The sequence below is a fragment of the Pantoea sp. Ap-967 genome (genome assembly GCF_011752565.1).
Classification (GTDB): domain Bacteria; phylum Pseudomonadota; class Gammaproteobacteria; order Pseudomonadales; family Pseudomonadaceae; genus Aquipseudomonas.
The window spans coordinates 85,627-100,147 of record NZ_VWXK01000002.1 but is presented as its reverse complement, the minus strand read 5'-3'; the positions used below and the strand labels follow the sequence as shown (position 1 = coordinate 100,147).

2 protein-coding genes are annotated in these 14,521 nt (G+C 64.9%); both read left to right on the top strand.

Features of this window, described 5'->3' with window-relative positions; translation table 11 throughout:
- Positions 1-681 precede the first annotated feature (681 nt).
- Positions 682-1,839, top strand: a complete 1,158-nt coding sequence (locus tag F3J45_RS02930; RefSeq protein WP_167057090.1) for a substrate-binding domain-containing protein — start codon at positions 682-684, stop codon at positions 1,837-1,839.
- 209 nt (positions 1,840-2,048) lie between these two features.
- Positions 2,049-14,504: a filamentous hemagglutinin family protein gene (locus F3J45_RS02925; RefSeq protein ID WP_167057087.1), complete on the top strand. Its 12,456-nt coding sequence runs from the start codon at positions 2,049-2,051 to the stop codon at positions 14,502-14,504.
- Positions 14,505-14,521: the final 17 nt, after the last annotated feature.

Sequence of the window (14,521 nt, the reverse complement as noted above, 5' to 3'; positions counted from 1 at the left end):
TGGCCCGAAATAAATGGAGCGGGCTTGCCCCGCGAAGCGCCGCGCGGGCGGCGCTCGATTTCATAGGCGCAGAAAATGTGGTGGCGAGCACTCAGAGGTACGCAAGAAATCGCCTGTAATACCCTTGGTCCATCACCATAATTGCCCCGTCAGCGGGTCAGGGCTGCCATGCGCCTGCCTTAAGAGGTGTTGCGCCTACGAAATCGAGCGCCGCCCGCGCGGCGCTTCGCGGGGCAAGCCCGCTCCTACATTTGTTTCGGGCCAATATTCATGTGTCCACCGCGCGCGGCCCCTTGGTGCCTGTCTCGATATCGAGGTGCATGAAAGAGGCAGATGCACGCGAAGAGGCAGGCTTAGCCGCTCCAAACAGAAGATTGCGAAGCGGCTGAAACCTGTGATTCATCCTCCCGAGTGGCGGCCCACCCAACCTCCCGAGCGCCCGCGCCTGCCACGCCTGGACATGGCCCGTTTTACCCCCGTACCGCCACCGTTCCCACCCCCTGAAATCCCGAGAAATTCTCCTTGAAACTCCCGAGATTTTTTCCTTTCCCTGTCACCACAAACTGCGATTGTTGGCTCCGTGGACAGGCCAGCAACCCCTCTGGATCAAGGCCCGCAGCCTGTCGGCATAGCAATGCGCGACCCACTCAACGTACAAACACGACGATAGGAGATTGCTTCATGTTTAAACGTACTGTGATCGCCGCCTCCCTGGTGGCTGCTACCCTGGCTTCGGCTCAATCGATGGCTGCTGTTGTCGGTGGCGGTGCTACCCTGCCGGAAAAACTCTACAACGGTGCCTCGCCGCTGCCACGTCTGCTGCCGACCGACTTCAGCTACACCGGCGTAGGCAGCGGCGGCGGCAAAACCGCCTTCCTGACCGATGCCCCGGCGTCGATCAACCAGGCTGCCGGCACTCCAGTCGACTTCGCTGGTAGCGATTCGGTTCTGAGCGCCACCGAACTTTCCACCTACAACACCAACAAACTCGCCACCAAAGGCCGTCTGATCCAGATTCCTTCGGTAGGTACTTCGGTGACTATCCCTTACAAGAAGTCGGGTAACACCACCCTGCAGCTGACCGCAGCCCAACTGTGTGCCGCCTTCTCGGGTAGCGCAACGACTTGGGGCGCCATGCTCGGCACTAGCGATAACACACCCATCAAGATCATCTACCGTGACGGCAGCAGCGGCACCACTGAGCTTTTGACTCGCTTCCTGAACGACACCTGCCCGACCAGCATCAAAGTCAACAGCACCTTCACCAGTGCCAAGCAGACCGCCGTGCCTTCGACCTGGCAAGCTGTTGCCGGTAGCGGCGATGTCATCACCGCTGTCAACGCCACCGATGGCACCATCGGCTACGTCAGCCCTGACTACGTCAACCCAGGCAACAACGCTGTGGTTGCCCGTGTGAGCAAGACTGCAATGGCCGCTGGCACCGCTCCGCTGCCAACCTCCGCCAACGCTCAGACCGCTCTGGGCACCGCTGTTGCGCCAAGCAACGCAACCGATCGCGCCAACCCATCCAAATGGGTACCAACCTTCGGTTCGGGCACTACTGATAACCCTGTTCCAACCGCCGGCTATCCAATCGTTGGCTACACCAACCTGATCGTCGGTCAGTGCTACCAGACCGCAGCTGACGCCACCGCGATCCGCAGCTTCCTCAACGACCTGTACAGCGGCACCAAATCCAGCACTATCTCGCTGCACGCCTTCGTCAGCCTGCCGACCGCTTATGCTGACGAAATCAAGAACGTGTTCCTGAACAACACCTACGGCGACGGCCTGGACATCAACAACGCCTCGGTCTGCAACGGCATCGGCCGTTCGTAAGTTACCGACCACGCGCTGCCCGCAATGGGCATAGAACCGGTGGCGTCTTCGTGACGCCGCCGGTTTTTTCGTTTGTGCGCCATAGCCCACCGAGATGAACTTTGCATGACAAAGGTTCGGTCGGTGTCGGTGGCAACCGCCTTATGGCAAAGCGGCATCAACGCCGCGATCCAGTTGAATTCCAAGACTCCGCACAAGGAACCGAAGCGATGTCGCGCGGCATGACCCAGCCAGACCTCCCAGCTCCAGCCGTTCAACGTCGCAGCAAGCCTGCCGCTGCCGAGCCTTTGCTGCTTAAGCCGCTGGCCCAGGCCATCGCGCTGTTGATGCTGGCGGGCACGGCCCAGGCTGCGCAGCCTTTCAGTTCGGCCTGGTTCGCGGCCAAGGGGGCATCGACCGCGCCAGCATCGGGCAGTGCCGGGGCCGCCGCGCAAGTGCCGGGCACGCCACCGCCACTGGCCCAGCAGCAACGCCTGAACCAGCAGTTCCAGCGTTCCTTGAACAACCTCAACAACACAGTGTCGGCGATCGCCGCCCAGCAGGCCGCGCAGGCTGCCGGGCGTACCTTGGCCCAGGTACAGCCGCAAGTGGTGCCCAACGGCCTGGGCCAAGGCGGGTTGAAGGTCGACGAGAATCCGTTGACCCAGGGCTGGCTGAACGCCAAGGCGCCGCAACAGGCCGAAGCCAACGGCAAAACCCAGGTCACCATCGAACAGACTGCCGACAAAGCGATCCTCAATTGGGAGACCTTCAACGTAGGGCGCGACACCACGGTGAAGTTCGCCCAGCAGGCCGAATGGGCAGTGCTCAATCGGGTCAACGACCCCAACGCACGCCCCAGCCAGATTCACGGCCAGATCGAGGCCCCCGGCACGGTCATGTTGGCCAACCGCAACGGTGTGGTGTTCAGCGGCACCAGCCAGGTCAACGTGCGCAACCTGGTGGCAGCGGCAGCGCAGATCAGCGACGAGCAATTCACCCAGCGCGGCCTGTACGTGGACACCACCGGCAGCCAGGCCACCTTCAGCCAGGCTGCAGGCAGCGTGTTGGTAGAGCGTGGCGCGCAAATCCAGACCCAGGAGCCGGCCAGTTCCACCACCGGGGGCGGCTACGTGCTGCTGCTGGGTAGCGAGGTGAGCAACGAAGGCCAGATCATCAGCCCCAAGGGCCAGGCCACCCTGGCGGCAGGCGATGAGTTCTATATCCGCCGTGGCCAAGGCACCACTGCCAACCAGTATTCCACTACCCGCGGCAACGAGGTTGCCACTGGCCGAGCCAGCAACAGCCAGGCAGGCACTGTGCGCAACGCAGGCCTGATCCAGGCCGCAGGCGGCGACATCACTCTGACCGGGCACCAGGTTCAACAGAACGGTGTAGCCCTGGCCAGCACTTCGGTGGACCGCCGGGGCAGCATCCACCTGCTCAACGCCGCCAGCGACAGCACCGGTAGCGTGAGCTTCGGCCAGGGCAGCGTGACCGCGATCATGCTGGACGAAAGCCAGGCCCTGGACAGCCAGCGCCAAGCCTCCCTTGAAGCGGTCAAACAGGGCCAGGGCAACCTCGCCACGGGCCACTTCGACAACCTCAGCACCGTGGCTGACCGCACCGACCAGTCCCGTGTCGAGGTGGTCAGCGGCGGTACCGTGCATTTCCAGAGCGGTTCGCTGACCCTGGCCACTGGTGGCCAGGTCGCCGTCAGTGCCGGCCAGCGCAGCCTGGTGGACGATGGCGCGCACATCGACGTCGCCGGTGCGTTGGGCGTGAAGGTGGCGATGGAAAGCAACAACATCAAGATCAACGTGCAAGGCAACGAGCAGCGCGATGCGGCGGGCAACCGCGACGCAGGCGGGTTGATCAACAGCGACGTGTGGGTCGATGTGCGCGAGCTGGTGCATGTCGCGGCTGGGGTCAATGGTTATGCCAACGAGCGCTGGTACACCGCCGGCGGCTTGCTGGAAGTGGCAGGCTACCTGGGTACGCAGAACCACAGTGTGGGCGAGTGGATGGCCCAGGGCGGCACGCTGACCTTCACCGGCCAGGACCTGGTAACCCGTGCCGGCGCCGAAATCAACCTGTCCGGGGGCACCCTGGCCGTGCAGGACGGGGTGATTCAGCAAAGCTGGCTGCGTGGCGTCGACGGGCGCCTGTACGAGGTGTCCAAGGCGCCCGGCGACCTGCTGTACACCGGCGTTTATCGAGGTTACGAGGACATCAGCGAACGCTGGGGCCAGACATCCGTGTATTACAACCCGCTGATCGCCCCGCAGCAGCGCTTCGAGCAGGGCTACACCGTAGGCCGCGATGCCGGCAGCCTTGTGGTGACAACCCAGAGCGCGGTGCTCGACGGGCAACTGATCGGGGAAACCTGGCAGGACGAACGCCAGGTGCAGGCGCCGGTACAGGGACTGGACGGCTACCAGCAGACGCACTCGGCCCAGGCGCGAGGCGCACAATTGGTGATCGGCCAGCAAACGCCGAGTTACATCGTGGCCAGCAAAGAGCTCGCCTATGGCCTGGCCCCGGTCATGCAACAGGTACGGCTGCAAAGCGGCGCAGCCGGGGCCAGCGCCTCGGTCGACCTGGACAGCGCACTGGATGAAACGCGCCGAGGGCGCCTGGTGCTGGACAGCGAGCAGCTCAGCGCCTTCGGCCTCGGCGGGCTGACCGTGGTTGCCAGCGAGCTTGTGCAGGTTGACGGTGCCGTGGCCCTGGCCGATGGCGGTCAGCTGGCGTTGCATGGCCCGCAGGTGGAGGTTAACGCCGACCTGGTGGCCAAGGCAGGCAGTATCAGCCTGGGTGACGTGGTTGCTGACATGAATGGCGGGGCGCTTGTCGAGCGCGCCCTGGCCACCCCGCAAGGCACCCGTGCGCACGTAAGCGTTGCCGACGGCGTGCTACTGGACGCCAGCGGGGTGCGCAGTGAGCTCAACACCGCCACGGCCAGCGCCATGCGCAATGGCGGCGACCTGTCGCTGCGTAGTTCCGGCGATGTGGTGCTGGGCCAGAGTAGTTTGCTCGATGTGTCCGGCGGTATCGTGCGCGGTGAGAACAACCGCCTGCTGGGTGGCAATGGTGGCAACCTGACCTTGCAGGTGGCGGCCAACGCCCGTGAAGGTGGCGCGGACGCCACAAGCCAGCTGCAACTAGACGGTCAGGTGCGTGGCTACGGCAGCACGGGGGCCGGCACGCTCGATATCCGCGGTGGCCAGGTGCAGATCGGCGGCGAGCCCCAGGCTGACGCCGGCGTTTATCTGGCAGCCGACTTCTTCAACCTTGGCTTCGCCCAGTACACCGTGCGCGGTGGCAGCGGCCTGACGGTTGCCGAAGGCAGCCAGGTGCAGGTAACCCGGCCCGTGCAAGCGCTCAATGCTGGCCGGGCGGTCAGCGACCAGGCAGCGCCCTGGCTGCCGCCGTTGTTGCTCGAAAACGCACCGGCCGGTGAACTTGGCCAACGCGAGGGCGCCAGTTTGACCCTGGCCGCAGGGGATATTCTGCAAGGCCAGGCCGAGCGTGAGGCTGCCGTACTGGCAATTGGCAAGGGCGCTGCTATCACTGTCGACCCCTTGCAAAACATCGCCTTGCGCAGCACGGCGCAAATCACCTTGGAGGGCAGCCTGCAAGCGTTGGGTGGCACGGTCAGCTTGTTGCAGGAAAAACCTTCGCTGGCGGCCACCGGCATTGCCGAGTTGCCCCATGAACGCTCGATTCGCCTGGGCAGCGATGCATCGATCGATGTGTCCGGCCAGGCCTACGTGGCCCTCGACAGCCTTGGACGCCGTTACGGGCGGGTGGACGCAGGCGGCAGCATCGTCATCGGTGGCGAGATCGACCATGCCAAGGGCACCAGCGAAGCCATGGACCTGTTCCTGATACTGGAGCAGGGCTCACAACTGCGCGCCAACGGTGCCCAGGCGGCTCTCTACGTACCTGGCCAGGGCGAGGTCGCGGTCGCCAGTGCCGGTGGCAGCATCAGCCTGGCGTCGAACAACGGGCTGCAGCTCGACGGCGGGTTCAGCGCGGTTTCCGGTGGGGCCGGCGCGGCGGGCGGGACCCTTGCCGTTGCCCTGGATACCGGCCTGTACTTGAACGCTTATGTGGCCGACGCATTCAACGTGCCCCGCGAGCTCCTGTTGACGCAACACAGCGAGGCGCAAAACCAGGGTATGCCAGCCTACGGTCAGGGCCGCCTGAGCGTGGACCAGATCCAGGCAGCGGGCTTCACCAGCCTCGACCTGCTCAGCGACGGCGTGCTGGCCTTCGACGGCGACATCGAACTGGGCATGGCCCAGCAGATGCGCTTGTATGCTGGCTCGCTGGTGTTGAGCGAGGGCGCGGGCGACGAGGCCCACGTACACCTGCAGGCGCCATTCGTACGCCTGGCCGGGAGCAACCACCTGGGGTCCGATGTGGCCAAGCGCCCGACAGTGAAAGGCGGGCTGTCGCAGCAAGCCAGCGAGGGCACATTGCTTGTCGAGGCAAACCTGCTGGAAGTGCGCGACGTGTTGACCTTGGGGGCGCACGGCACCCTGGCCCACAGCGACGGGCAAAGCCTGACCTTTGACCGTCGAGGTTTTGGCTTGGCCAGCCTGGTCAGTGCAGGTGATATCCGCTTGCTCGGGCTGGTGGGCAGCGGTGACCGCACTCGCCTGATCAGCAATGCCGACCTCACCTTGCAAGCCGCGCAGATTTACCCGGTGACCGGCGCCTTCGCCTCGGTCGAAACCACCCAGGATGCCACCTTGCGTATCGCCAGCAACGGCGCCACGCCGGCAGCGCCGCTGTCGGTGTTCGGGCGCCTGGAACTGCTTGCCGGAACGGTGGAACAGGGCGGCGTGCTGCGTGCGCCGCTTGGCCAGATCGCCATCGGCAACGCCAGCAGCCCGGTGCAGGAACTGCGCCTGCTGCCAGGCAGCATCACCTCGGTGAGCGCAGCGGGCGTGCAGATGCCGTATGGCGGTACCGTCGACGGCCTGAATTACCTGTACGACGGCAAAAGCGTCAGCTTGCTGGGCGCCGCAGGCGATGCGAGCCGTGGTGTGAGCTTGACCGCAGCGCAGGTCGATGTACAAGCAGGCGCGCTGATCGACCTGTCCGGTGGGGGCGAACTCACCGGTGCAGGCTTCATCTCTGGGCGTGGCGGCTCCACCGATGCGCGTTACAACCCCTTGGTGCAGCTCGACAGCGACGGCCAGCTGGTGTTGCCATCGCTGTCGAGCAACCCGGTGTATGCCATCGTCCCGGGCCTTGCAGTGGACTATGCACCGCTGGCCGCTGAAGCCGGCGTCAGCGACCCCGGCATTGGCCAGCAGATCACCCTGGACCACGGCATACCGGGCCTGGTCGCCGGTACCTACACCTTGTTGCCTGCCAGCTACGCGCTGTTGCCGGGTGCGTATCGGGTGGAACTCAATGGCCTGGCGGGCACTGGCAAGCAGAGCGCCAGCCTGGCGTTGCGTAACGGCTCCTGGGCGACCTCGGGCCGCGTGTCGGTGGTCAACACGGGCATCGCCCAGCCGGTTTCCAGCCAGGTGATCGTCACCGCCGCCGACACGTTGCGCAAATATTCCCAATACAACGAAATGAGTTACGCGGCCTTCGTCGCGGCCGATGCTGCCACCAAGGGGGTGCCCCGTGCGGCCATCGAGGCCGATGGCAAGGGCCTGACCTTCACCTTCACCGCTGGGGTGAATGCCGAGGACAAACTTCGTTTTGCCGGGACGGTTGAATTCAGTGCAGCCAAGGACGGTGCAGCTGGTTATGCCACCGTGCTTGGCCCTAACGAAGGCATCGAACTGCTGGCCGATGGCACGCAGAGTACATTGCCTGGCGAGGATACCGCGTCGCTGTATGCCAGCCAGCTGTCAGCCTTGCATGCGCCACGGCTGAGTATCGGTGCCCGACCGATCGTGAATTATGGCCAGGGCGGCAATGTGGTGGAGTTTGAAGGCTACAACCGCAACCTGTGGTTGCGCTCCGGCGCGCAGCTAAGCGCCGGCGAAGTGTGGATGTTCAACAGTACCGTCAGCGGTGGCATCTTCATCGAACAGGGCGCGACAGTCAGCACCTTGGGCCAGGGCGCGGTGCCGTTCGATGCGTCGAACGGCTACCTGTTGTCGCCAGGCCTGCGGGCCATGCTGGCTGTGTCCAACGGGCGTATGGATATCCAGCCACCCACTACTGGTACCAGCTTTGATGGCGCAGGCTCGATCATCATCGGCGATTGCCCGACAGGTGATTGCCAGGGCCAGACGCGCCTGTATTCCGAAGGCTCGCTGTTCGCCGTCACCAACAATACCTTCAGCCTCGGCGACCAGGTCCGCTTCGGCAGCCGACACCTGGGCCTGGCCGTTGGCCGGATCAACGTCGGCTCACTTCAGGCGTTGAACAGCGCAGCGCAGGCCGGTGTGCTCGGTGCCGGCCTGACCCTGAACCAACAGGTACTGGACCGCCTGTTCCAGGGCAATGCCGACGAGCAGGTACCGGCGCTCGAATCCTTGACCTTATCGGCCAGCGACTCGATGAGTTTCTTCGGGACCACCGTGCTCGATACCTTCGACCCGTTGACGGGGCAAAACCGCCTGCAGGACCTGGTGCTCGGTACGCCAGCCATCTATGGCGCCGGTGGCGTCGATGACCGCGCCAGCATTCGCACCGGCAGCCTGGTCTGGAAGGGCGCGCAAACCCTTGCAGGCACCCCGATCACCGGAGGGGCCGGTAGCGGCGACGGTGTGCTGGATATCCAGGTGCAGGACATGACCTTTGGCTATGGCCCTAACAGCCAGCCCAATGGTAGCGCCGACATGGCGCGGCAGACGCTGGGCTTCGGCCTGGTCAACATCAGCGCCAGCCACCAGGTCACTGCCAACCACACTGGTAGCCTGCAGGTGTATCACCAGCGCGGCACCTATCAGGCCGATGGCACCTTCCAGTACAGCGGCGGCGACCTGCAGGTCAGCACGCCGCTCTGGACCGGTGCTGCCGGTTCGGTCAACCGCATCCAGGCCGGTGGCGAGGTGCGTGTCGCGGCAGGTGAGGGCGCCTTGGCCTCCGGACGGGACAGCCTGGGTGCCGAACTGGCGCTGAGCGGCCAGCGTGTGGTGGTCGACGGTACGTTCAGCCTGCCCAGCGGCAAGCTGACCCTCGATGCCATCGACGATGTGCTGCTCGGCGACACCGCACGTATCGACCTGGCCGGCCGCGCGCTGGCCTTCAACGATGTCACCCGCTACAGCTGGGGCGGCGATCTGGTGCTGGCCAGCCAGGCCGGCAGCATTCGCCAGGCAGCGGCCTCACAGATCGACCTGAGCGCCAGCAACAACCGCGCCGGGCGCCTGACTGCCACCGCACTGGGTGAGGCGGGGCACATCGAGCTGCTTGGGCAGATACTCGGCGCTGCCAGCGGTTACTACGACGCAGGCGGCACCCAGGTGCCCTACGCCGCTGCCGAGGTGAACTTTCGCGGCCAGTGGCTGGACGACTTCACGGGGTTGAACCAGCGCCTGAACCGCGACCAGGTGTTCGGTGCACGCAGCTTCCAGATCAAGCAGGGTGACCTGGTGTTGGGCGATGAGCTCAAGGCCAGCCAGATCAGCCTGTCGCTCGACAATGGCCACCTCACCGTCAACGGCCTGGTCGATGCCAGCGGCGAGCGCGTAGGCAGCATCCGCCTGGCGGCCAAACAAGGCCTGACCGTCAACGGTGGTGCGCGGCTGGACGCCCATGGCAGCGTGCTGCGGGTCGATAGCTACGGCGCGATCATCGATGCACCGAACCGTGCGGTGATCGAGCTTAACAGCGGAGAGGGCCTGCTGACCCTCGCCAGTGGTGCTGCGTTCGACCTGCGCCATGGCACCTCGGCCGCTGCCGGCAGTGGCCCCAACCTGCATGACGGGCGCAGCCTCGGTACCCTGCAGTTGATCGCCCCGCGGGTGGGTGGCGACACCGTGGGTGACATCGCCATCGAAGCACGTGGCGCGCTGGACATTACCGGTGCACGCACCATCGCCGTGGTGGGTAACCAGCGTTACACCGATGCCCCCGATGGCGGGCTGTCGGCCAGCGGCCGACCGTTCCAGTACATCGACCAGGCTTATCTGGACGGCAAAGATGCGCTCAATGCCACCTTCATCGAGAACCTGCTGAAAAACCGTGATCTTCGTGACACCCGCCTGGCCGGGCTGACCACGGCGGCCTATGCCCAGGCGTTGCATCTGCGCCCTGGTCTGGAAATCGCCACCCGCGACACTCAGACCGACCTGATCGTGCAGGGTGACCTTGATCTGTCGGCTCATCGCTACGACAGCATCAACCTGCTCACCCAGAAAACCTCGGTCTATGGCTCGGGCGAGGTGGGCAACCTGGTGTTGCGTGCAGGCGGCAACCTGGAAATCTATGGCAGTATCAACGACGGTTTCGCGCCGCCGGACTCTGCCAGCGACGAGGCGCGTACCGATGGGCGCGGCTGGCTGCTGTTACCCGGCAAGCAACCGTTCGACAGCGACCTGGTGATCCCGCGCAGTGGCGTGGAACTGGCCGAGGGAACCCTGTATCCCGAGGGCAGCCAGCTCAACTTCGACCTGCCATTCGCCGATACTACCTTGCCGGCGAACACCCGCCTGCCAACCGACTTGCAGCTGTCTGCTAGCCTCACCTTGCCGGCGGGCACGGTGCTGGACGCGGCCGTGCGCGACACCCAGGGCAACCTGCTGTACGCCGCCGGTACGCTGCTGGCCGAATCGGTCACCTTACCGGGCGGCACCTACTTCGACGCGGGTTCACGTTTACCGGTGGCCATGGCCGTGCTGGGCGGCGTCTGGAGCAAAGGTGTAACGCTGCCGGCAGGCGGGCTGAGCCAGCGCGGCCCGCTGGAACTGGCCGTGGGCGCGCGCTTGCCGGCGGGTGTCGATGTCAAGCTTGCCGAAGACCTCGATGTGATCGAACTGCGGCCATCGGTCGATGGCCAGCAGGGGCGCAACTGGGCGCTGGCGCAGATGCTGCCGCAAGGGTCGCAATCCTGGTCGATGCGCCTGGTTGCCGGTGCCGACCTGGAGGCGGCGGATAGCCGCCTGACACGCCCCGAGCCGGATGCCGGCCTACTGCGTCTTGCCGACCAACACTACATTGCTGACCTTTTGCTGGAGCCCGGGAGCGGCGGAACCGCCCCTGCCAGTGGCTGGGTCTGGTCCGATATCAATGGGGCAGGCAATCCGCCGGGTGATCCCGTGCCTGAAGATCAGATCTTCTTCTGCGAGATCATCCCTGATTGGTGCACCTTTATCGAACCGAAGAAAGTGCTGGTTTGGTCCGATATCAATGGAGTAGGTAATCCGCCGGGTGATCGTGTTCCTGACGAGCAGATTTTCTTTTGTGAGATCATTCCTGAATGGTGCTCGGAAATTGACGACCCAGGCCAAGGCGGTGAGCCCACCCGCGACCGGCTCATCGTCACGCCGAAAACCCAGCTGTTCAGTGTCTTGCGTACCGGCACTGGCGACCTGGACCTGATCAGCGCCGGTGACTGGCGCATGGACTCGTTGTTCGGTGTGTACACGGCAGGTACGCCTTCTGCGGCACTGTTGGTCGACGGGGCTGACCCTCATCAAGGCCTTCGCGGTGTGCAAGCCGACGGTACGTTGCTGGGGCAGGCCGGGGCAGCCTATGAAGCGGCGACGGCGCAAGCCTATCAAGCCTGGTACCCCGAGCAAGGCGGCAACCTGTATGTCGAGGCCGGCAGCGATCTGCTCGGCAACCTGATGGCGAGCAAGCTCAGTGCTTCCGGTGTGCGGCCGCAGCAAGCCACGGCCTCGGTGGGTAACTGGCTGTGGCGGCAAGGCCAAAGCGATGCCGATACGCCGGCAGCCTGGTGGATCAATTTCGGCACCTACGCACAGCAACCTAGCACCAGCGCGACAGACCCCTGGCTGGTGGGTTTCACCGGTATCGGCACGCTGGGCGGGGGCAATCTGGACGTCCGGGTGACCGGCGCTGCTGGCTTGCAGCAAGCCAGCAATGCCCTGAACAGCGACGTAGAGCGCAGCCAGGGCCTGGACTTGGTGGTGGCCAGCTCCGGCCGGATCGACGCTGACGGGCGTCTGGTGCAAACCGGCGGCGGTGACTTGAACCTGCGTGTCGGTGGTGGCATCAACCCCGGTTACGCGGCGGCCGGCTCAGCGCGGGCCGATATCGACTTGCAAGGCACGCTGGTCAACGTGCGCGGGGCGTTGCAGGTGGACGCGCAAAGTGTCGGCGTGCTGGAACAGCTCTATGGCAGCTACTCGGTCGCCCATGACAACAACGAGTCGCGGGCGTACGACCCGTATACCTCAAGCCGCGCCAATGCCATGGGCGGGTTGGCATTGATGGTGGGCGATAGCGGTGTTCGCTTGCAGGCGCGTGGCGACATGGTGGTGCAAGGCGTCGGCGACCCTGGCCGTGTGTCTACCTTCAATACCTCGCCGTACCTGGGTGATGACGGTATCACCTATCCGAGCGAGGGTTACAGCTGGTTCTCGCTCTGGCGTCCGACTACGTCGGTAAGCTTGATGAGCTCAGGCGGCAACCTGGTGCCTGTGGTCACTGTAGACGGCGCGAGCCCGAGTACCAACTTGCCTGTGTATGATGGCCGTATCTTCTACCCGACCGCGCTGAGTGCAGTGGCTGCCAATGGAAGCCTGTACTACGGCAGCTCGGCAGTAGGCACGCGGATTGGGGCGTCGTCGCCCAATTCGCTGATGGTTGCGCCTTCGTTCAATACCGCGCTTGAGCTGCTCGCCGGTGACTCCATTTACGCCAGTGGCTACGTGGTCAGCCAGGCAGGTACCGACAGTTCGGCCATCGCCACCCCGCAACGCCCCGCGTTTGCCGGCATTGGCGAAAGAGGCGCGATTCTTTCGGGCAACCTGCATGCCGATCTACAAGGCGAGCCGAACGACTTCCCGCTTTACACCTACGACGTCAATACCTATAGCCAAGGTGTGGCCCCCCTGGCGCCGGTGCGTTTCTATGCGTTGGACGGCGATATCGTCGGCCTGGCTACAGGCGAGATCCTGACCTACGAACTAAGCGGCCGCACGTTGTACCAAGGCAGTGGCCCGGTGCGCATCATGGCCGGGCGCGACATCGTCAACGCAGGCGTTCCGCTGCAAACGTCGCGCACCACCAATAGCGTGTTGAGCACCAGTTGGGGACCGGTTACCAGCACCGGTAACTTGATCATTCACGGTGATGGCAATGATGTCTCATTGGTCAGTGCAGGGCGCGATATCCGCCTCAGTACGTTCAACGTCGCCGGCCCTGGGCAACTGGAAGTGGTGGCCGGGCGTGATCTGTACCAGTCCGGGCAGGGCATCGGCTCTGCTTATCAAGAGGCGTCGATCAACAGCATTGGCCGCATCGACGGCAGTGGTTCGGGCAATGACGGGGCTTCCATCGCTGTTCTGGTCGGTGCCGGTGCGCAGGGGGCCGATTACCGCAATCTGCTAGAGCGCTACCTGAACCCGAGCAACCTGCTCGATACTGGCGCCTCGCTGGCCAGCCAGCCCGACAAGGTCGCCAAGGTCTACGACCAGGAGCTGGTCACCTGGCTGGGCGAGCGCTTCGCCTTCCAGGGCGACAGCGAAGCGGCCCGGGCCTACTTCGCCACGCTGCCAGCCGAGCAGCAGCGCATCTTCGCCCGCCAGATGTACTTCGCCGAGCTGCGTGAAGGTGGCCGCGAGTACACCGACGTCGACGGCCCGCGCACTGGCAGCTACCTGCGTGGCCGCCAGGCGATTGCCGCGCTGTTCCCGGAAAAGGACGTGGCCGGCAACCCGATCAGCTACAGCGGCAACGCCACCTTCTACGGCGGCGCGGGTATCCACACCGATTTCGGTGGCGATATCCAGGTGCTCACCCCAGGTGGCCAGCAGGTGTTCGGCATCGAGGGCGAGGCGCCGCCGTCCACGGCGGGGGTAATCACCCAGGGCAGTGGCGATATCCAGCTGTATGCCCAAGGCAGCATCCTGCTGGGCCAGAGCCGCATCATGACCACCTTCGGCGGCTCGATCCTCGGTTGGTCGGCCGAAGGCGACATCAACGCCGGCCGTGGCTCGAAAACCACCGTGGTGTATACACCGCCCAAGCGCACCTACGACCTGTGGGGCAACGTTGCCCTGGCGCCGTCGGTGCCGAGTACCGGCGCCGGTATCGCCACGCTCAACCCCATCGCCGAAGTGGCGCCCGGGGACATCGACCTGATCGCGCCGCTGGGCACCATCGATGCCGGCGAAGCGGGCATCCGCGTGTCGGGCAACGTCAACATCGCCGCGCTGCAGGTGGTGAACGCTGCCAACATCCAGGTGCAGGGCGATGCCAAGGGCATGCCGGTGGTGGCGTCGGTGAACACCGGGGCGATCGCCTCGGCCAGTGCGGCGGCATCGTCGGCAACCCAGGCGGCAGAGGAGGTGGGGCGCCAGCAGCAGGCAGCGGCACGCCAGCGCCAGCCGTCGGTGATTACTGTGCGGGTGCTGGGCTTTGGTGGCGAGCGGCTGGTGCCGGGGCAGGATGGCGCGAGCCTGAACCCGCAGTACAACCGCCAGAGCCCGGTGCAGGTGCTGGGGGCCGGGCAGTTGGATGAGCGGGCGCGGGGGGAGTTGACCGAGGAGGAGCGGGGTAACCTGTTGCTTTGAGGCTACGGCGAAAGGGC

What these genes read in the sequence shown, in the direction of transcription:
- F3J45_RS02930 (WP_167057090.1), top strand. Translation starts at nt 682, where the DNA reads ATGTTTAAACGTACTGTGATCGCCGCCTCCCTGGTGGCTGCTACCCTG.
- F3J45_RS02925 (WP_167057087.1), top strand. Translation starts at nt 2,049, where the DNA reads ATGTCGCGCGGCATGACCCAGCCAGACCTCCCAGCTCCAGCCGTTCAA.